This window comes from Xanthomonas sp. LMG 8993 (assembly GCF_009835065.2).
GTDB lineage: Bacteria > Pseudomonadota > Gammaproteobacteria > Xanthomonadales > Xanthomonadaceae > Xanthomonas > Xanthomonas arboricola.
Genome location: NZ_QVIF02000004.1, coordinates 354,234 through 373,685 on the forward strand (window position 1 = coordinate 354,234; position 19,452 = coordinate 373,685).

Genomic DNA, 19,452 nt, shown 5'->3' on the forward strand with positions numbered 1-19,452 from the left:
GCGCATATGGCGCGCAAAACGAAGCATGCAGGCAAGGAATCGGGGCCGGACGGCAGCAGGTCGCACCGATCCAGCGGACATCCGCGCCGACAGTCACAGGCGTGGGGCTGGTCATGCAGGCACCTCGGCAGTTGGTCCGCGCCCAGTGGGGCAACGGGGAAAACGGACCCGGCATGGCTGTCCCGGCCGGGTCGTTGCGCCACCCGCGGCAGCGTGGCCGCGGGTGTGCATGCTCAGGACTCGTATGCCGCTTCGCCGTGCGAGGTGATATCCAGGCCCTCGCGTTCGGCTTCTTCGGTGACGCGCAGCCCGAACACCAGCTTGGCGACCAGGAAGCCCACCACCGACACCACGCCGATCCATACCAGGGTGATGCCCACGCCCAGCGCCTGGATGCCGACGTGATGCACGATGTCGTAATCGCCGCCCTTCTGGCCGCCCAGCGAGGCCGCCGAGAACACGCCGGTCAGGATGGCGCCGATGATGCCGCCCAGGCCATGCACGCCGAACACGTCCAGGCTGTCGTCTGCGCCCAGCAGGCGCTTCAGGCCGGTGACGCCCCACACGCACAGCACGCCGGCGGCCAGGCCGATGACGATCGCACCGAACGGACCCACGGTGCCGCAGGCCGGGGTGATGCCGACCAGGCCGGCGACCATGCCCGAAGCCACGCCCAGCGCCGACGACTTGCCCTTGATGATCTTCTCGGTCAGCGACCAGCCCAGGATGGCGGCCGCGGTGGCCAGCAAGGTGTTGAGGAAGGCCAGGGCCGCACCGGCATTGGCTTCCAGGTTGGAGCCGGCGTTGAAGCCGAACCAGCCCACCCACAGCAGCGAGGCACCGACGAAGGTCAGGGTCACGTTGTGCGGCTTGATCGCCTCACGACCCAGGCCGGCCCGCTTGCCGACGAAGTAGGCGCCGACCAGGCCGGCGATACCGGCGTTGATGTGCACCACGGTGCCGCCGGCAAAATCCAGCGCGCCCAGGCCGAACAGGTACCCGCCGGTGGCCCAGACCATGTGCGCCAGCGGCAGGTAGCCGAAGGTGAACCAGATCACCGAGAACAGCAGCACCGCGGCGAACTTGGCGCGTTCGGCAAAGGCGCCGACGATCAGCGCGCCGGTGATGCCGGCAAAGGTCGCCTGGAACGCCACGAACACGTATTCCGGCAGGCTCACGCCCTTGGTGAAGGTGGCCGCCAGCGTCTCGATGGTCACGCCCTTGAGCAGCGCCTTGTCCAGATTGCCGATCCACGGGCCTTCGCCGGAGAACGCCAGGCTGTAGCCGTACACCACCCACAGGATGGTCAGCAGCGAGAACACCACCGCGACCTGGATCAGCACCGACAGCACGTTCTTGGCGCGCACCATGCCGCCGTAGAACAACGCCAGGCCCGGCACCACCATCAGCAGCACCAGCAGCGTGGAGGTCAGCATCCAGGCGACATCGCCCTTCTCCACCACCGGCGCGGCTTCGGCGGCGGCCACCGGTGCGGCGGGCGGCTGCGCCGACGGCAGCGGTTCGGTGGTGACCGGTTCGGTCGGCAGCGGGGTGACCTGCGGGGTGGACTGCGCGTGCGCGCTGCCCATGCCGCCCACCACCAGCGCGCTGAACAGCATCAGCATGCAGACACTGTAGAACCGGGCTTTCCACCCGGCAAAAAGGGCTGTCTTCATAAGAACTCCGGGGGTGGGGGACTCAGAGCGCATCGGCGCCGATCTCGCCGGTGCGGATGCGCACGACTTGCTCGATCGCGGTCACGAAGATCTTGCCGTCGCCGATCTTGCCGGTGCCGGCGGCGTTCTGGATCGCCTCGACCACTGCGTCCAGCCGGTCGTCGGTCACCACCGTCTCGATCTTGATCTTGGGGAGGAAATCGACGACGTACTCGGCGCCGCGGTACAGCTCGGTGTGGCCTTTCTGGCGCCCGAAACCCTTGACCTCGGTCACGGTGATGCCCGACACGCCTGCTGCGGACAGGGCCTCGCGGACCTCGTCGAGCTTGAACGGCCGGATGATGGCGGTGATCAATTTCATGCGCATACCCCGAATGGTGGAAAAGACCGGCCGGCATTGCGCCGCCCGGCGGTGTCATTCACCTGGATGCCAACCCCGGCATCCGCGCGTTCGCGATTACGCAGACCTCGGCCGATGCAGATGCATCCGCCCCGTGGGAGAGGTCAGGCCCGCGCGTCGCGAACTGTGTGCTCTCTCAATACCCCTTCGCTCCCCGGCCGGTGCCGTGGAGCGATCAAACATGTGCGGCGATGGCGGAGGTGGGAGGGGGGGCCTCCGCCATCACCGCGGTGGAACTCAGTTGCCGTAGTACAGCTGGTACTCCAACGGGTGGGTCGCAGCACGGAACTTGGTCACTTCCTGCATCTTCAGCGCGATGTAACCGTCGATGAAGTCGTCGCTCATCACGCCGCCGGCCTTGAGGAACTCGCGGTCCTTGTCCAGCGCTTCCAGCGCCTGATCCAGGCTGGAGCAGACCTGCGGGATCAGCTTCTCTTCTTCCGGCGGCAGGTCGTACAGGTCCTTGTCGCTCGGCGCGCCCGGGTCAATCTGGTTCTTGATCCCGTCCAGGCCGGCCATCATCAGCGCGGTGAAGGTCAGGTAGCCGGACTGCAGCGGATCGGGGAAGCGCATTTCGATACGGCGCGCCTTCGGGTTGGTGACCCACGGAATGCGGCACGAGGCCGAGCGGTTGCGGGCCGAATAGGCCAGCATCACCGGCGCCTCGAAGCCCGGGACCAGGCGCTTGTAGCTGTTGGTGCCGGAGTTGGAGAAGGCGTTGATCGCACGTGCGTGCTTGAAGATGCCGCCGATGTACCACAGCGCCATCTGCGACAGGCCGCCGTAGCCGTCACCGGAGAACAGGTTGACGCCGCCCTTGGTCAGCGACTGGTGCACGTGCATGCCCGAGCCGTTGTCGCCCACGATGGGCTTGGGCATGAAGGTCGCGGTCTTGCCGTTGCGGTAGGCGACGTTCTTGATGATGTACTTCATCGTCAGCAGTTCGTCGGCCTTCTGCACCAGCGAGCTGAACTTGGTGCCGATCTCGCACTGGCCGGCGGTGGCCACTTCGTGGTGGTGCACCTCGGTCTCGATGCCGACCTGTTCCAGCGTCTTGATCATTTCCGCGCGCAGGTCGTGCAGCGTGTCGGTCGGCGGGACCGGGAAGTAGCCGCCCTTCACGCCCGGACGGTAGCCGCTGTTGCCGCCGTCGTACTTGGCGCCGGTGTTCCAGGCAGCCTCTTCCGAGCCGACCTGGAAGAAGGTGTGGCCCATGTCGTTGGCAAAACGCACCGAATCGAAGATGAAGAATTCCGGCTCCGGGCCGAAGAACGCCTGGTCGGCGGTGCCGGAGGACTTCAGGTAAGCCTCGGCACGCTTGGCGATGCCGCGCGGGTCGCGCTCATAGCTCTGCATGGTGGCCGGATCGAGGATGTCGCAGGTCAGCACGATGGTCGGATCGGCGAAGAACGGATCCAGATACGCAGTGCCGGCGTCCGGGAGCAGGACCATGTCCGATTCGTTGATGCCCTTCCAACCCGCGATCGAGCTGCCGTCGAACATCTTGCCTTCTTCGAACAGCGCCGGCTCGATGATGTTGGCCGGGAAGGTGATGTGCTGCTGTACACCACGCATATCGACGAAGCGCAGGTCGACAAACTCGACCTTGTTGTCCTTGATCAGCTTTTCAACATTTTCCACGGACATCGGAAGAAACCTCTGCAGGAGTTAAGTGGCTCGTGAGCGGAACTACAGCAGGGACCATGCCAAGCGCCGGATCTTCACAAGTCCTTGATTTTGCTTGCATCGCTTGAGGCCGCTCACGCCTAGATAGCACCTTTTAGGTGCTAATCAATCGCATGTTGCACCGATATGGTGCATGCCGCAATGCACTATCCTGACGCCTCCCCCATCCCCTCTCCAGTCCGATGTCCGATCTGATTTCCGCCCTGTTGTTGGGCATTCTCGAAGGCCTCACCGAATTCCTGCCGATCTCCAGCACCGGCCACCTGCTGATCGCCGAACAATGGCTCGGACGCCGTTCTGACTTCTTCAACATCGTCATCCAGGCCGGCGCGATCCTGGCGATCTGCCTGGCGCTGCGGCAGAAGCTGTGGACCCTGGCCACCGGCCTGGGCCAGCGCGACAACCGCGACTACGTGCTGAAGATCGGCGTGGCCTTCCTGGTTACCGCGGTGGTCGGGCTGATCGTGCGCAAGGCCGGCTGGCAGCTGCCGGAAACCGTGCACCCGGTGGCCTGGGCGTTGCTGATCGGCGGGCTGTGGATGCTGGTGGCCGAGCACTTCGCCGGCAAACTGCCCGAGCGCGACGTGGTGACCTGGAAGGTCGCCATCGCGGTCGGTCTGGCGCAGGTCGTCGCCGGCGTGTTCCCCGGCACCTCGCGCTCGGCCTCGGCGATCTTCCTGGCCATGCTGCTGGGCCTGAGCAAGCGCTCGGCGGCAGCGGATTTCGTGTTCATGGTGGGCATCCCGACCATGTTCGCGGCCAGCGGGTATGCCCTGCTGGAGATGTACAAGGAAGGTGGCTTCGGCAGCGAGAACTGGGCCGATGTAGCAGTGGCCTTCGTGGCGGCGACCATCACCGGCTTTGTGGTGGTGAAGTGGTTGCTGGGCTACATCAAGAAGCACCGCTTCACGGTGTTTGCGGTCTACCGCATCGTGCTGGGCGCCGCCCTGCTGCTGTGGCTGCCGGCGCTGGCCTGAGACGGCCACGCGGTCGTGTGTCGTGCCGGGTGAGACGGCGCGGCATGCGAGGCACATGGCCGGGCAGTGACTTGCGTCATTGCCCTGGCCGCGCGGTGGCGGTATCACTGACGTATCGATCACCGGGAGCCGCCGCATGCGTGCCGTGTTGTTTGCCCCTGCCCTGCTGGCAGCGGGCGTGACGGCCTGCGGGTCGAGCGCGCCGCCGCAGGCGCCCGGATCCAGCGCCGACGCCGCTGCTGCCGAGCCGGCCACGACCAGCTCGATCGCCGCCGACAACGCGCCACTGCAGGGCGCGTTGCGGGCGCAACACTGGCAGCTGCAGCAGGCCAGCGATGCGCACGGCACTGCCTTGCGCAGCCTGTTCGTCGCCGGCACACCGCCCTTGCAGCTGGATTTCAGCGATCACCGCATCCAGGTCAGCCAGACCTGCAACGCCTTGGGCGCCGACTACAGCGTGGCGCAGGCGCATTTGCAGATCGGCCGGGTGGTGTCGAGCAAACGCCTGTGCCCGCAACCGCGGCGGATGGCCCAGGAGCGCGCTGCCAGCGAGTTGCTGTCCGGCCGCTTCGCGGTGGCGCTGAACACCGCGCAGGCCTCGCCGCAGCTGACCCTGACCCGCAGCGACGGCACCCGGCTGGTGTTCGGCGGTGTCGCCACGGCCGACACCCGCTACGGCGGCCGCGGCCAGACGCTGCTGATCGAAGTGGCGGCCGACACCGTGGCATGTGGGTCCGACCCGGCGCGCCAATGCCTGCAACTGCGCGAACAGGATGCGGCAGGGCAGCCTGTCACCCAGACCTGGCAAGTCTTCGAGGGCAAGATCGAAGGCTTCGAGCACGAGGCCGGCATCCGCACCCTGCTGCGCGTCACCCGCTACCCGGCCGCTGCAGGCACGGACGGCGCGCCGGTGTACGTGCTCGAGCAGATGATCGAAGCCAACGGTTGACCGGTATGGCGGCGATCGTGCGATTGACGCCGCACGCACCAGGTCACCAGGGCCGCAACCGGCCCCGCGCCGACCTGACCGGTGGCGCAGAACCGTTCGTTGCCGTCAGCGCAGCGCCGGATTCAGCGTGTAGGTGCCATGCAACGCCGCCTCGGCCAGCACGTGGCCCTGGATCGCCGACAGCACATCGGCTGCGGTGAAGGTCTCGGGCAGGCTGAGCTGCGCCACGTCCAGCGCAAACACGCGGAAGAAATAGCGGTGCACCCGCAGGTCGTTGAACGGCGGGTACGGGCCGTCGTAGCCCAGATAATTGCCGGCCATGTCGGCATTGCCGGCAAACCATTCGGTATACGAATTCAGGCCCTGGCGCGCACCGGCCGGGCCGGCCGGCTGTTGCTTGCCCTTGGGCACGAAACCGTCGCTGCAGCTGCCTGCGGCGATCTCATGCACGTCGGCGGGGATGTCGGCCATGGCCCAATGCACAAAATCGGTGCGTGGCTGATCCACCGGGATCTGCACATCGTCGCGGCCCACGGTTTCCGGCACGGTCGGCACATCCGGGTCCAGGCACAGCAGCGCGAACGAGCGCGTGCCGGGCGGCACCTCGCTCCAGGCCAGATGCGGGTTGCGGTTGGGCGCAAAGCCCTCGGGCGTTCCGGCGGCAAATTCCACCGCGATGGGCTTGCCGTTTTCGATGCTGTTGCTGGTCAGGCGCATGCAGGAGTCTCCGAGGCAATGAGGCCGACCAGGGTGCCTGGGTCCGCGCCGCAGAGGAAGCCATCGCCATGGAACCCTCTGGTGCGCCCGGCCGGGTTTATCGCGGCCGGTTCACCCCGCCAGCGAACGCCGTGGCCGCGTGATCATGCATCGGCAACGTGGACACTGCAGCGCCCGCGTGCGCGTAGCAGGGAGCGCCATATTCAGCCGGCCAATCTGCCCCGATTCGTAGGAGCGGACCTGGCCGCGACGGGGCGTTATCGGTAAAGCCACATTATTCGGTGGCGACGCATCGTCGGTGGCCGCGTTCATCGGTAACGCCTCGTCGCGGCCGGGGCCGCTCCTACGAGGTGGTGCGGGCTGCGCCGCCGATGGCATGCCGCATCGGGCGCCGGCCGCCCACCGGGCAGTGAGCGCCACATTCGTTCGCCGGCCAATCTGCCCCGATTCGTAGGAGCGGACCTGGCCGCGACGGGGCGTTATCGGTAACGCCACATCATTCGGTGGCGACGCATCGTCGGTGGCCGCGTCCGTCGGTAACGCCTTGTCGCGGCCGGGGCCGCTCCTACGGGGTGGTGCGGGCTGCGCCGCCGAAGGCCGCCCCGGGCGCCGGCCGCGCCCACCGGGCAGTGAGCGCCACATTCGTTCGCCGGCCAATCTGCCCCGATTCGTAGGAGCGGACCTGGCCGCGACGGGACGTTATCGGTAACGCCACATCATATCGGTGGCGACGCATCGTCGGTGGCCGCGTTCATCGGTAACGCCTCGTCGCGGCCGGGGCCGCTCCTACGAGGTGGTGCGGGCTGCGCCGCCGACGGCATGCCGCACCGGGCGCCGGCCGCGCTCACCTGGCAGTGAGCGCGGCCGTGCTGAGCGGTGCTCAGTCCTGCGGGTAACCGAAGCGCACCGCGATCAGCGTGAGCAGATCGAATTGCGCGCCCAGTACATTGCGGTAGTTGCGCCAGCGACCCGCGGCCAGGCGGGCCGGGCCGCGCGGTTCGACCAGCGGAAAGCGCAGGCCGAACGCCTGTTCCAGCGCGGTGGAAATGCCTTGCGGGTCGCTCTCGATGCCGTCCAGGCGGATGATCCGGTGCGGATACAGATCGCGCTCGTGCAGCACGGCGAGCTGTTCCAGCGCCGTCAACAGCCAGTCGGCGGCCTGCTGTGGCGATTGCACGGCCAGCGGTGCCGGCGCGCCGGCCGACAGCCAGTCCAGCAGCATGTCGCGCGGGTCGCGCAGCGCGATCGCCAACCGGCCTTCGGGCAGGTGCGGGCGCAGCGCGGTCAGCAGGGTGTTGTCCCACCACAGCAGCCAGTCGATGACGTTGCCGTCGTCGATACCGCGCCGCGGCAGCTGCGCCTTCCAGCCTTCCACCAGCGCCATCGGCGCCAGCTCGCCGGACGCCAGCTGCTCGACAGTGCGGTAGCTCTGCAGCGCATCGGACGGCGGCGTGCTGCCATAACGATCGTCGCGCACCAGCGGGGTGGCCGCGCTCATCACCGCGACCAGGCGTTCGACATGCGAGCCGGGCGTGCCCCAGACGAACAGCGGCCGTGCCGTCACGCTCTCGGGAATGGTCCCCAGCTCCGGCCATTGCATCGGCTGCTTGGCGGCCAGCGGCGGCAACGGCAGGCGGTGCTGGGCCTGTTCGCGCTGGAACTGCATCCAGGTCGCCACGGCCGCCTCGGGCTGGCCGGCGCGGTCCTGCACATTGCCCAGCCACGGCCGCAGCACGGTCTGCTGTGGCTCGGGCAGCGAGTCGATCAGCGATTGCACGCAGGCGATCGCCGCCGGCGGGTCGCGCTCCAGCAGCGCCTCGACGATGCGCTGCTCGCCGCTGAGGCGGCCCGGCTCCACCGCCACGATCTGGCGCGCCACCATTTCCGCCTGTTCGGCATGGCCCTGCATGTCGTGCACGCGCATCAGCGCTTCCAGTGCCGGCAGATGCTCGGGCATGGCCAGCAGCCAGCGCTCGATCACTGCCTGCGCCTGCGGCCCGCCGACCGGCTCCACCGCCAGCCGCGCCAGCCACAGGTCGTGCGCATTGGCCGAGGTGGCCAGCGCCGCGTCCAGGGTGTCGCGCGCATCGTCCACCGCGCCCAGCCGCTCCCAGGCGGTCAGCAAGGCATGCAAGGTGCGGCGGTCGGCCGGCCAATGCGCCAGCGCCAGGCGCAGGTGCGCGGCGGCCTGGTCGGGGCGGCCGGCCTGCAATTCCATCTCGCCGGCGAGCCGGCGCATGGCCGGGAGATCGCCGCCGGGCTGGGCGAACACACCCTGCATCGCGGCCAGCGCATCGTCCAGGCGGCCCTGGCGCTGGGCCAGCTGGGCGATGAAGGCGCGCAGCGCCGTACCCGGTGGATTGAGCTCGACCACGCGCTCGAAGGCGCGCTCGGCAAACGCGAAATGCTCCTTCTGCAGATACGCAAAGCCCAGCGCGAACATCACCCGCGGGTCGTCGGGCAGTTGCTCGGCGGCGCGGGTCAGCAGCGACAGCGCGCGCTCGCCCTGGCCGCGGCGCAACTCCACCACGCCATCGACGGCCAGCAACTGCGGGTGCTCGGGCGCCAGACGCGCGGCAGTGCGGCTCAGCCGCTGCGCCTCGTCCAGATCGCCGCGCGCCACCGCCAGATGCGCCTGCATCACGTAGGCGTTGAACTGGTTGGGGTCGAGCGCGGTGGTGCGCGACAACGCGTCGTCCGCCGCCGACAGCTCGCGCATCGCCAACAGCAGGCCGGCGCGCAGCAGATGCAGATCGGCATCTTCCGGCGTCAGCGTCAGCGCGGTTTCGATGCTGGCCAGCGCCAGCGCCGGTTGACCCTGCTGCTGCAGGGCCAGGCCCAGCCAGCGATGCGTGGCGGCGTTTTCGGGCGCGCTGAGGACCCACTCGCGGGCCAGCGCCACCGCATCGTCGGCCGCGTTGCGGCGCAGGGCTTGAAGAATGGCGTCTTGCATGGCGGAGGGCGTGTCCAGGACAAACGCCTATTGTAACGATGCGCGGGGTGCCGCCGACCTACGCCTGCGCCGCCAGCCGCTCGGCCACCCAGCGTTCGGCGAAACCATCGCCGCGGGCATTTTCCAGAAAGCCGCAGTGGCCGCCCCAGCGCGCGATTTCCAGCTGCGCATGCGCCGGCAGCTGCCAGGCAGCGAAATCCTCGAACGGAATGACCGGGTCGTCTTCGGCCATCAGGATGTCCACCGGCACCTGCAGGCCGGCCAGGCGCTCGCCGGCGATCGAATAACTGTCGAAATACGCTTCCAGCGAGCCATGCCCAGTGTGCTGCTCGGCCAGCCAGGCCATCAGCCCGCGCATGTCCAGCGCCAGCGTGGCGTCGTCGTAGCCGTGCTGATCGGGGAACAGCTTGCGCTTGCGCAGCAGCGACTCGCGCCATTTGCGGCGGAAATACCAATCGTAGAACTGCGGGCCCTTCTCCAGCTGCAGCATCGTCGCCGCCGGATCCAGCAACGGGCACACCGCCGCCACGCGCGCCAGCGGCAGCCCGGCCGCCAGTGCCCGCAGCGCCAGCCGCAACGCGAAATTGCCGCCCAGCGAATAGCCCGCCGCCAGCAACTGCGGCGCGGGAAACCGCCGCCACAGATCGCCCGCCGCATTGACCACTTCCTCGATGCGATCGGAGTGGAACAGGTCCACGTTGAGGTGGTGCGTGCCGCCGTGGTCGCGGAAATTCAGCCGGAACACCTGATAGCCCAGGCCGAGCAGGCGCGCGGCGGTCAACCGCATGTAATTGGACTCGGCACTGCCCTCCCAGCCGTGCAGCAGCAGCACCGTGCCGCGCACCGGGGCATCGCCGGGCGGGATGCTCATCCAGCCCTGCAGGCGCACGCCGTCGCCGCCGTCGAGAATGTGTTCGCTGGTGACCGCGCCGCTGGCGGCCAGCAACTGGCGGCTACGGAGCCGGCGCAAGGCACTGCTGCCCAGCACCGATTGCACATGCGGATTGCGCAGCCAGCGCGGCGGCAGATAGTCGGAGGCGTTCATGCGCTCATCGGGCCAGACAAGGGGGTGCCAGCCGCAGGGGTGATGAGCGCTTGCATCGTCGGCTCAGGACTCCATTGCCGCAATGATGCGTTGCCGCGAGGTATCGGCCAGGCGGCGGCGTCCTTCGATATCCAGCGCGCGGATCGGCTCGAGAAAATGCACCTCGGCCAGCCGCGACGGCTCGCCGAGCAGACGCACGATATTGGCGAAGAAACTCTCGCGCTCGCCGAACGCCACCACTGCCTGCGCATTGCCGCGCTCGCCGTAGCGCAGTGCCACCGGCTGCACCGGCACGCCGGCCTCGACCGCGGCCTGGAAGATGCGTGCGTGGAACGGGCCGACTTCGGTACCGCCACGGGTGCGGCCTTCGGGGAACACACCCACCGGCTTGCCGCTGCGCAAGCGCAGCAGCATTTCCTGCAGCACCCCACCCAGCGATTCGGTATTGCCGCGCTGATGGAAGATGGTCTGGCCCTTGGTCGCCAGCCAGCCGACCAGCGGCCAGCCGGCGATCTCGCGCTTGGCCACAAAGCCCATCACGCGCTGGCTGTGCAGCATCGAGATGTCGACCCAGCTGACGTGGTTGGCCACGAACAGGGTCGCGCCCGGCAGCGGGGTGCCGAAGCGCCGCAGGCGGAAGCCGAAGATGCGCATCAGGTTGCCCTGCCACCAACGGATCATCAGCTCGTCCAGGGTGTCGTCGCGCCCGGTGCGGATGCGCGCCAGCGGCGGCGTCACCACGCACAGCATGGTGATCGGCAGGCAGATGCTCAGATGCACCAGCAACAACGGCACCCGATACAGGTACCGGAACCAACGCAGCACGCTGCCAGCGTCGCGCGTGGCGTCCAGGGATGACTCGCTCATTGACGGAACCGGACCGGTACCAGGGGAAGGAAGCGCAACTATTGTGACAGCAGCGTGGCCTGCGCGCAGTGCCCGCCGCGGGTGGCGCTGTTCCACCCATGCACTTGCACGGCGTGCTCAGCCATTGCTGCGCGGGACCACGGCCAGGGTCAGCCGCGAGACGCAGACGCGCTTGCCGGCCGGATTTTCGATGCTGATGTCCCAGACCTGGGTGCTGCGCCCCACATGCACCGCACGCGCGGTGCCGGTGACCAGGCCATCGGTGGCGGCGCGCAGGTGATTGGCATTGATCTCCAGCCCGACGCACATCTGCGCGGTCATGTCCACGCACAGGTTGCCGGCGCTGCTGCCCAGGGTTTCGGCCAGCACCACCGACGCACCGCCGTGCAGCAGGCCGTATGGCTGCTTGGTGCGCGCATCCACCGGCATGGTGGCGCTCAACCAGTCGTCGCCGGCGGCGGTGAACACGATGCCCAGATGTTCGATCAAGGTGTCACGGCTGGAGGCGTTGAGGGCGGCCAGGTCGACGGGTTCGCGGAAGGTCATAGGCTGGGGATTGGGGATTGGGGATTGGGGATTGGGGATTGGGGGAATCGGGAATCGGGAATCGGGAATCGGGAATCGGGAATCGGGAATCGGGAATCGGGAATCGGGACAGCATCTGCGGCGCTGGGATCTGATGCAACTGCCTTTGGCTGGCGCTACGAGCCAGGCCGCGATGGTGACTTCGGCGGATGGCGGTGTGTGGCGCGCCGCCCATTTACCTACCGCAGCGCACCGGGCCATTGCAGCGGTGCGTCGCTCCACGATGCACCGGTTGCCACGCGCCGTCTCGATGCCGGCCCCAGGCCGGCACCGCTGCGATCAGAGGATCGGCACCAATCCCGCACCGAAGGCGGTCAGCATCCGCACCAGCAGCCACTTCGGGCCGACATTGACCTCGGGGAAATCGCCTACCGCCACATAGCACTGCCGGAACTGCGGGTCCTGGCGCTTGAGCGGGAACGGGCAACCCGGCCCCGGCTGAAACTCGTAATTGGTGGCGTAGCGCCAGGGCCAGAAATCCAGCACCGGCAAGGCTTCGGACACCTTGCCCACGCTGTAGTTCAATCCGCTCAGCACCGGCGGCTTTTCGCGCGGGGCCACGGTCCAGGCATTTTCCGGCGCCATGTCGCGCTCGATGCTGGCCGCAAGCGCCTGCGCAAAGCGCGCATCGTCGATCACCACCGCCGCTTCGGTGTTGTAGTTCTCGCTGCGCGGATCGAAGTTGTGCGTGCCGATCACGCCGATGCGGCGGTCCACCACCAACGACTTGGCATGCAGGCCCATGCGTGCACCGGCACGGGTCACCGGCAGCGGCCTGTTGACCGCGCGCGTGCCCAGGAACGAAGGCCGTGTCTCGGTGCGCAACACGCGCCGATCGACCTCGCTGCCGCCGGGCGCACGGCCTGCGCCACCCCCGCTGCCGCGGATCGCAGTGCCGGCCGTGCCACCGCCACCGCCACCACTGCCACGCATGGCGTTGCCGGCCGCACTGCCGCCGATCACCCGGTTGACCCGACCATCGTCTTCGGCCGGCTCGGCCGCCGCGGGATTGAGCGGATCGGGCACCAGGTTGGCGTACTCCACCGGCGCGTTCAGCGGGAACGGCTTGAATTCATAGACGTTGAAGCCCAGCTCGCGCATGTTGCGGCGTTTGAACTTGTACGACAGCGCATACACGATCGGGTTGTCGGTGGCGGCCAGGCTATTGGTCGACACCACGATCCGCGGCGGTTGCGGGCGCTGGCGCAATGCGCGGAAGATCGCCTGCGCCTCGTCGGACAGCACCAGATACGGCGTCTGCAGCAGCACTTCCTGCTGCGCGCCGGCAATCAGGCCGTCCAGCTCGGGCGCGGTGGACACCGCCTTGGCGGCGTGCTCCTTGCGATGCTTCTGCGGCAGGTCGGCCACGTACAGCACGCGCTGCACCGGCATGGCCGGGGTCACGAACGCATCGCGCACGAACTGCGGATCGCGCGCCTCCTGATCGACCCGCTCCACCCGATCGGGGCGGCGGAACGTGGCCGGCGGCATCTTGGGCGCGCCCTGCTCCAGCAGCAGGCGCCCGACATCGTTCAGACGCTCGGCCGGCACGCTGCGGCGCGCGCGCCAGAACGCATCGAAATTGGCGGCCATCGCGCGTACTTCCGGCCCGGCCAGGATCACGTCGCGGTCGCGGAAGTTGTACTCGCTGTCCCAGTCGTAATAGTCGTCCTGATAATTGCGGCCGCCGACCACGCCGAGCACGTCGTCCACCACCAGCAGCTTGTTGTGCATGCGCTGGTTGAAGCGACGGAAACAGCACACCACGCTGCCGGCATAGTCGAAGTAATTGAGCTTGACCTTGCCGAAGGTCGGGTTGTAGATGCGCAGCTGCAGGTTTTCGTGAGTGCTGGCCAGCGCACCGAGAATCTGCAGATCGGCGATCGCCGAAAGCTGATCGATCAGGATGCGCACCTTGACCCCGCGCTGCGCCGCATCGGTCAACGCATCCAGCACCATCCGCGCGCTGTCGTCCTTGTCGAAGATGTAGGTCTGCAGGTCGATGCTGCGGGTAGCGCTGCGGATCAGGTTGAGCCGCGCCACCAGCGATTCTTCGCCGTGATCGACGATGGTGGCGTAATGCCGCGGCGCGGCCGGCGTGGAGGCGGTGATCGCCTCGCCACCCAGCGCGCGCAGCGGCGAGAGCTGGGCGCAACGATTGGCCTGCGTGCAGCTGACCACGGTGCTGCGGGCAGCGGCCGCCACCCCGGCGGCACGGTTGCGTTCGATTTGCGACAGGCCGGCGCATCCGGTGCCGAGCAACAGCGTTGCCAGCACAAGCACCCTCAACAGGAACCTCACGGGCGCCGCGCCTCCTGCAACCGCCCACGCAGAATGAACGTCACCCTGTCGCCCAGGGCCATCTGCCACGCATTCATTCCGTAACGTCCACGCAGGACCGTACCTCGACTGATTACATCGCAATCATAGCCCGGACGCGCGCATTCAGCCGGCACCACGTGCAGGGTCTCGATGTGGGTGATTCCGCGAATGGTCAGGTTGCCGGTGATGTCGCCGCCCTTCTTCACCACCTCCGCGGTATAGGGAAACGACTCGAATTCCACCACCGGATACTGCGCGACGTCGAAAAAATCCTCGCCGCGCATCCACGCCGTGTAGCGGTCCTTGCCGGGAATTTCCACCTGCGTGGCATCCAGACGGAAGCGCACCTGCTGGCGCCCGTCAGGCAATTCCGCCAATTCACCCCGAAAGCGCGGGAAGAACCCCTCGATCTTCATGCCGAAGCGCGTCCTGATCTCGAACCCGAAGCGCGATTGCACCGGATCGATGGAATGCAGCTTCTGCTGCGCCATGCAGGGAAGAGCGACCCAGAGCGCGAGCCAGGCAAACCAGCGCAGCGACGATGACACGGATCAAGGCCACCAGAAGGCGGTCAGGCGGGCGATGCCCGGTTCGATGGCCGCATCCAGCGGCAGTGCCAGCAGGGCGATCGCGGCGGTCGGCATGCCGCGGTAGTCGCCGGTCTGGCCGCTGTGCATCAAGGCGGCCAGCCGTTCCAGGCCTGGGTTGTGGCCGACCAGCAGCAGGCGCTCGGCATCGCGGTGTTCGTCCACCAGGCTGGCCAGGGTGCCCGGCGTGGCGTCGTAGATCCGCTCGTCCAGGCGTTGTTCGATGTAGCCGGTGAGTTCCAGCACCGCTTCCAGCGTCTCGCGCGCACGTCGCGCCGGCGAGCACAGCACGCGGTCGGGCACCAGGCGCTGCTCGCGCAGCCAGCGGCCGGCAGATTCGGCCTCGGCGATGCCGTGCGGGGACAGCGGGCGATCCAGATCGGCATGGCCGGTATCGGCCGGTTCGGCGTGGGCGTGTCGCAGCAGTATCAGTTCGCGCATGAAAACACTCCGGTCTAGGACTTCTTGAGCCACTTGAACAGCGGCTCCCAGTCCTGTTGATGGTCGCGCACCTGCGCCGAGCGGTAATCGAACAGGCTGCGCCCCAACCCGGCCATCACCACATAGGCCTGGGTGTCGCGCAGCTGGGTTACCAGGGGATAGGGCCAGGCGCCGATCATCTCGGCAGCTTGCTGCGAGGTCTGGGTCCAGGGACGGGCGCGGTTGAGCACCAGGCCCACCGGCAATTTGCGCTGATGCACGCGCGGCACCTTGGCCAGCGTGTTGAGGAAGCCGACCACCGCTTCGATATCCAGCGCCGAGGACAATACCGGCACCACGATGGCATCGACGTGGTCGAGGAAGCCGCTCAGGTCGTCGGCCATCGCACCGGCCGGAGCATCGATAACCAGCTGGTCGGTACCATCGGGCACCGCGGCCTGCCAGTTGCGCCGGCGGGTGGCGTCGATCGGCAACACCGCACTTTCCAGGCTGGCGCGACGCTGCGCCCAGCGCGTGGACGAGCCTTGCGGATCGGCGTCCGCCAGCACGGTGCGCTGGCCCTGCAAGGCCGCATGGGCGGCCAGATTGGTGGCGATCGTGGTCTTGCCGACGCCGCCTTTGGAGCCGGCCACCAGGACTGTCTTCATGCACGCCTCGCTTCCGGGAGCAAGCCGGCAGCGTACACCGCGACGAAGTGAGGAAGTAGTCGAAAGGCGTTAAACGTCCACCGTGATCGCTCTCGCACTGCAGCATCGTCCGCTGGCGAATGGCCGAGGCGACATGCGCCGGCCAAGCGGATCAGCGGGTCTGGTGGCCCGGTGCGCCCGGCTGCCAACCCGCTGGCGGCTGCACTGCAAGGCCTTGACGCTGTAACTGCGCACGCAACGCCGGCACTTCGCCCTGCGTCAGGACGGCCTCCAGCTTGTCGGACATGCCATCGACGCCGGACGCGCGGAGCTGCTCCTGCTGCTGTAGCCACTGCAGTTCCCGCACCCGCGCCTGCCAGCGCGTGGCATCGGCGCCGCTGCTCAGTGCCGCCATGCCTTTGCTGCCGATCATGGCGATGGCCAAGGTGGACTCGTCATTGGCCACGTTGTTCAGCACGGACATGCACTCGTCGCGTAACGCGGCCGTGACACCGGTGGGGCTGCAGCGCCGCATCAGATCGCCCAGCGCGGGAAGTGCATGTGCAGACCAGGCACCCATCACGAACATCGCCGCCATGTCCGCGCCCGTGGAAGGCATGCCTTGCGCGTCGAGTTGCGCGCGCAGGCTGACCGAGGCCAGCGATGGCCATTGCACGCTGTCGTAGCTGGCATGCAGGGCCTTGCCGAATGCCAGCGCACCGCTGTCGAAATGATCGGACTGCACGGCCGCCTGCCAGGCGCGCTCGGCAGCCGCCTGGTCGCCGCGGCGCTGCGCAGCCGTGTAGGCACGCAGATGCACACTGGCGTTGCCGGCATCGGCCTGCTCCAGGAACGCCAGCGCAGCGCCTGGGTCACAGCGCAACGCAGGTGCGCAACCGGCGGATTCCATGCGCGCTACCAACGGGTCTCGCGGCCGCGCGTCCAGGGCACGCTGCAGCCAGACCCGCTGGATGGGGGCATAGCCTCCGTCTGCGGCCGACGCCGCGTCGTCCTCGGCATCGACCCACAACAGACCGGCCAGATACAGCTGCCTGGGCTCGCCGCTGGACGCCATGCTGCGCAGGCGTGCCTGCATGGTCTGGCCGACCTGGCGTGCCCATTGATCCACCAGCGGATCGTTGGCCGCAGCCGCTGTGCTCGCAGGCGCTGCCGCCATTGCCGAATGTGCCGCGCAGACGCTGCCAAGCCATAGCAGCGCCGTGGTGATCAAGCGATATCCGTGCATGTGTTGCTCCTGTCCATATGGGCGCGCAGTGTTGCGGGCCAGCATTTCATACGGACCAGGCCCTATCAAGCCACCAGGCGTGCCAACAGCCAGGCCCATGCAGGCAGGGTCAGCAGCGACAGCAGGATGCTGTAGCCGACCATCGCTGCGGCCAGGCGCGGCGCCAGCCGATGCGTGATGGCCAGCGCGGCGGCGGTGATCATGGTGGGCATGGCCGATTCGAGCACGTTGGTCTGCAGCATCGCGCCATGCAGGCCGAGCGCCAACGACAGCGGCAACGCCAGGATCGGCATCACTGCCAACTTGAAGGCCAGGCCCACGGCCAAGGGTTTGAGTTCGTCCGCAGGCAGGCGCAACTGCAGCGAAAAGCCCACCGCCAGCATCACCAGCGGCAGCATCGCGTCGGCCAGGCTCTTCAAGCCCGCGCCAATCCAGGTCGGCGGCTGTTCCGGCATCATCGTCAATGCAAACAGCAATGCCCATAGCGGCGGGAAGCGCAGCACGCGCAACAGGATCAGCTTCGCGGTCGGCGGAGTGTCGCCGCTGTAGCGGGCCAGCACATACAGCCCGAACGTCGATAACAGCACGAAGGTGCCGAACTGGTCGTAGACCACCGCATACGGCAGGGCGTGATCGCCGATCAACGCGCGCACCATCGGAAAGCCGATGAAGCTGGAGTTGGTGAACACCACGCACATCAGCAGCGCGGCGTATTCCTCGCGCTTGAACCGGAACAGGCGGCTGCAGCCCCACAGCAGCGGCACGATGATTGCGGTCAGCAGCCACGGGGTGGCGATCACTCCACCCAGCGAGGCATCCAGGTGCAACCGCGGCACATAGGTGAGCACCGAGGCTGGCAGGCAGATGTACAACACGATGCGATTGAGTACATCGGCGCTGTTGTCCGGCAGCACCCGCAAGCGCGCGAACAGCAGGCCCAGCCCCAACATCGCCAGAATCAACGCAAATGCATCCACCGCCATGGCGTGGTCAGGTCCGTGGGAAAGCGACACTCAGCATCGCATAGTGGGCGTGTCGTGCCTGGATCAGTGACGGGCTGGATCGGCGACGGGCTAAATCGGCAAGCATGCCTACGCGTGGCGCAGATCGGTCGCTCAACGCCTGGCGACAAGCATGTCGAGGCTTGCCGCTTCCGGGATGTTGCCAAAGCTAGTCAGTCGAGGGCTCGGCGCCCTCACCGCACTAGGAAGTTGGTCGGTGGCCGAATGAAAAACTGGTTGCTCGATGCATCGACCATTGAGCCATTGAGCCGGCCCATCATTCTCCAGCGATGCACATCGAGCACCGCTCTTGACCGTGCACACCGACCATCTCGACGGGTCCTTGCCCGCTCACCGTCGCGGGACCTTACGCGGCATGGATGCCGCGTAAGAGCCTACAGGGACGTACTCGCGGCGTGTCCCGCGATGGTGGGCGGGCGAGGGCCCTGCAACCAAGCTGCAGATCATCCGCTCTGCAACTGGTCCATCAGCGCTGACCAATCCTTCCAAGCACGACACCCAAAGCAATGACTTGGAGCGGTGGCTGCGTTGCCCTGCTGGTGCCGGCCGCAAAAACGCCGTGCGACGTGATGTACAGCAGCGCGCTACGGGACTTTCTGCAGCGCGCCCGCCGCCGAGTTACGGAAACGCCGGCGGGTTCGCCTGCCATGCCGCAAAGACCTCGGCCAGGCTGGCGCGTTCGGCCTCGCGCCAATCCGGCAGCAAGGTGGCGTAGCTGGCGGTGCTGCTCCAGCGATCCGGCCAGGTGCGCACTGCGGCGGCATACCACTCGACCGCTTCCTGCTTACGCCCGCTGCGCCATAGCGCCAGCGCCGCGGTCGTCGGCAACCAGGCCGGCGCGGCCGGGCGGCCGTTGGCCAGGCCGGCCCACTGCTGCAAGGCCTTGTCGGGCTGGTCGGCGCGCAACAGATCCCAGCCGTAGTTCCAGGTGATGGCACGGTATTGCTGGCTGCCGTTGGAGACCAGCCCCAGGGCACCCTGGTAGAGCTCGTCGCCCAACTGCGTGCGTCCCCCGGCATAGGCCAGCGATGCCAGCTGCGCGCGCGGCTCGGCCGCGCGGGCGTCACGCTGCACCATCGCCGCCAGGCGGTCGACCACCGCATCGCCCTGCCCCTGTACCGCGACCACGGCCTTGGTGGTGCCGCGATCTTCGTCGAAATAGAACTCCTTGGGCTTGGGCAGGTTCTGCGCCTGCGCCATCGACCACACGCCCCCGAGCAAGGCCAACATCGCGGCCCATGCGTATTTCCTTTTCACTGGCTTTATCCCCTGACAGCAAACGACCCTTCCCGTCCCCATCGTAACCGCAGCGCGACGGCTGTGCATCCGCATGCAACGGGCGCGTGAAGGGCG

17 protein-coding genes are annotated in these 19,452 nt (G+C 67.7%); 2 read left to right on the plus strand and 15 right to left on the minus strand.

Annotation, left to right across the window (positions count from 1 at the left end; genetic code table 11):
* Positions 1-233 precede the first annotated feature (233 nt).
* The 3 genes from DYQ94_RS10600 to glnA form a co-directional block, all read right to left on the minus strand.
* A complete protein-coding gene (locus tag DYQ94_RS10600; protein ID WP_160954800.1) occupies positions 234-1,676 on the minus strand; it encodes an ammonium transporter in 1,443 nt (480 codons plus the stop codon).
* 22 nt (positions 1,677-1,698) lie between these two features.
* Positions 1,699-2,037 carry a P-II family nitrogen regulator gene (locus tag DYQ94_RS10605; RefSeq protein ID WP_002808480.1) on the minus strand — a complete coding sequence of 113 codons (339 nt, stop codon included), beginning with the start codon at positions 2,035-2,037 and terminating at the stop codon, positions 1,699-1,701.
* 276 nt (positions 2,038-2,313) lie between these two features.
* Complete coding sequence (glnA, locus tag DYQ94_RS10610; RefSeq protein WP_016903411.1) at positions 2,314-3,723, minus strand: type I glutamate--ammonia ligase; 1,410 nt, start codon at positions 3,721-3,723, stop codon at positions 2,314-2,316.
* Positions 3,724-3,944: 221 nt separating this feature from the next.
* On the opposite strand from glnA, the gene DYQ94_RS10615 reads away from it, so the two are divergent.
* Together DYQ94_RS10615 and DYQ94_RS10620 are read left to right on the plus strand one after the other, a co-directional pair.
* Positions 3,945-4,739: an undecaprenyl-diphosphate phosphatase gene (locus DYQ94_RS10615; protein ID WP_047124532.1), complete on the plus strand. Its 795-nt coding sequence runs from the start codon at positions 3,945-3,947 to the stop codon at positions 4,737-4,739.
* A 136-nt stretch (positions 4,740-4,875) separates the two neighbouring features.
* Positions 4,876-5,688: an META domain-containing protein gene (locus DYQ94_RS10620; RefSeq protein ID WP_160954801.1), complete on the plus strand. Its 813-nt coding sequence runs from the start codon at positions 4,876-4,878 to the stop codon at positions 5,686-5,688.
* A gap of 105 nt (positions 5,689-5,793) precedes the next feature.
* Here the strand turns inward: DYQ94_RS10620 and DYQ94_RS10625 are convergent, their stop codons facing one another.
* The 12 genes from DYQ94_RS10625 to DYQ94_RS10680 all read right to left on the minus strand — a co-directional run bounded on the left by DYQ94_RS10625 (position 5,794) and on the right by DYQ94_RS10680 (position 19,356).
* Entirely contained in the window at positions 5,794-6,405 is a 612-nt protein-coding gene (locus DYQ94_RS10625) for a YbhB/YbcL family Raf kinase inhibitor-like protein (protein ID WP_102255369.1), read from the minus strand.
* A gap of 880 nt (positions 6,406-7,285) precedes the next feature.
* Positions 7,286-9,358: a tetratricopeptide repeat protein gene (locus DYQ94_RS10630; RefSeq protein WP_126965474.1), complete on the minus strand. Its 2,073-nt coding sequence runs from the start codon at positions 9,356-9,358 to the stop codon at positions 7,286-7,288.
* A 58-nt stretch (positions 9,359-9,416) separates the two neighbouring features.
* Positions 9,417-10,403 carry a YheT family hydrolase gene (locus DYQ94_RS10635; RefSeq protein ID WP_126965475.1) on the minus strand — a complete coding sequence of 329 codons (987 nt, stop codon included), beginning with the start codon at positions 10,401-10,403 and terminating at the stop codon, positions 9,417-9,419.
* Positions 10,404-10,466: 63 nt separating this feature from the next.
* Positions 10,467-11,366: a lysophospholipid acyltransferase family protein gene (locus DYQ94_RS10640; protein WP_181116495.1), complete on the minus strand. Its 900-nt coding sequence runs from the start codon at positions 11,364-11,366 to the stop codon at positions 10,467-10,469.
* A 21-nt stretch (positions 11,367-11,387) separates the two neighbouring features.
* Positions 11,388-11,816: a hotdog fold thioesterase gene (locus DYQ94_RS10645; protein ID WP_046345313.1), complete on the minus strand. Its 429-nt coding sequence runs from the start codon at positions 11,814-11,816 to the stop codon at positions 11,388-11,390.
* A 318-nt stretch (positions 11,817-12,134) separates the two neighbouring features.
* Complete coding sequence (locus tag DYQ94_RS10650; protein ID WP_126965334.1) at positions 12,135-14,156, minus strand: phospholipase D family protein; 2,022 nt, start codon at positions 14,154-14,156, stop codon at positions 12,135-12,137.
* Positions 14,153-14,725, minus strand: a complete 573-nt coding sequence (locus DYQ94_RS10655) for a YceI family protein (protein ID WP_024939492.1) — start codon at positions 14,723-14,725, stop codon at positions 14,153-14,155. The genes DYQ94_RS10650 and DYQ94_RS10655 overlap by 4 nt, the downstream gene beginning before the upstream one ends.
* Positions 14,726-14,728: 3 nt before the next feature.
* Positions 14,729-15,205, minus strand: a complete 477-nt coding sequence (locus tag DYQ94_RS10660) for a SixA phosphatase family protein (protein WP_160954992.1) — start codon at positions 15,203-15,205, stop codon at positions 14,729-14,731.
* 14 nt (positions 15,206-15,219) lie between these two features.
* Positions 15,220-15,852, minus strand: a complete 633-nt coding sequence (locus tag DYQ94_RS10665) for a ParA family protein (RefSeq protein ID WP_016904235.1) — start codon at positions 15,850-15,852, stop codon at positions 15,220-15,222.
* Between the two features lie 151 nt (positions 15,853-16,003).
* A complete protein-coding gene (locus DYQ94_RS10670; protein ID WP_160954993.1) occupies positions 16,004-17,077 on the minus strand; it encodes a hypothetical protein in 1,074 nt (357 codons plus the stop codon).
* Positions 17,078-17,142: 65 nt separating this feature from the next.
* Positions 17,143-18,060 (minus strand): AEC family transporter, encoded by a 918-nt coding sequence (locus DYQ94_RS10675; protein WP_104609355.1) that lies wholly within the window; start codon positions 18,058-18,060, stop codon positions 17,143-17,145.
* A 657-nt stretch (positions 18,061-18,717) separates the two neighbouring features.
* Positions 18,718-19,356: a hypothetical protein gene (locus tag DYQ94_RS10680; RefSeq protein ID WP_046345310.1), complete on the minus strand. Its 639-nt coding sequence runs from the start codon at positions 19,354-19,356 to the stop codon at positions 18,718-18,720.
* Between the last annotated feature and the right edge of the window lie 96 nt (positions 19,357-19,452).

Coding starts and splice junctions, on each gene's coding strand:
- DYQ94_RS10600 (WP_160954800.1), bottom strand. CDS start 1,676: ATGAAGACAGCCCTTTTTGCCGGGTGGAAAGCCCGGTTCTACAGTGTC.
- DYQ94_RS10605 (WP_002808480.1), bottom strand. CDS start 2,037: ATGAAATTGATCACCGCCATCATCCGGCCGTTCAAGCTCGACGAGGTC.
- glnA (WP_016903411.1), bottom strand. CDS start 3,723: ATGTCCGTGGAAAATGTTGAAAAGCTGATCAAGGACAACAAGGTCGAG.
- DYQ94_RS10615 (WP_047124532.1), top strand. CDS start 3,945: ATGTCCGATCTGATTTCCGCCCTGTTGTTGGGCATTCTCGAAGGCCTC.
- DYQ94_RS10620 (WP_160954801.1), top strand. CDS start 4,876: ATGCGTGCCGTGTTGTTTGCCCCTGCCCTGCTGGCAGCGGGCGTGACG.
- DYQ94_RS10625 (WP_102255369.1), bottom strand. CDS start 6,405: ATGCGCCTGACCAGCAACAGCATCGAAAACGGCAAGCCCATCGCGGTG.
- DYQ94_RS10630 (WP_126965474.1), bottom strand. CDS start 9,358: ATGCAAGACGCCATTCTTCAAGCCCTGCGCCGCAACGCGGCCGACGAT.
- DYQ94_RS10635 (WP_126965475.1), bottom strand. CDS start 10,403: ATGAACGCCTCCGACTATCTGCCGCCGCGCTGGCTGCGCAATCCGCAT.
- DYQ94_RS10645 (WP_046345313.1), bottom strand. CDS start 11,816: ATGACCTTCCGCGAACCCGTCGACCTGGCCGCCCTCAACGCCTCCAGC.
- DYQ94_RS10660 (WP_160954992.1), bottom strand. CDS start 15,205: ATGCGCGAACTGATACTGCTGCGACACGCCCACGCCGAACCGGCCGAT.
- DYQ94_RS10665 (WP_016904235.1), bottom strand. CDS start 15,852: ATGAAGACAGTCCTGGTGGCCGGCTCCAAAGGCGGCGTCGGCAAGACC.
- DYQ94_RS10670 (WP_160954993.1), bottom strand. CDS start 17,077: ATGCACGGATATCGCTTGATCACCACGGCGCTGCTATGGCTTGGCAGC.
- DYQ94_RS10675 (WP_104609355.1), bottom strand. CDS start 18,060: ATGGCGGTGGATGCATTTGCGTTGATTCTGGCGATGTTGGGGCTGGGC.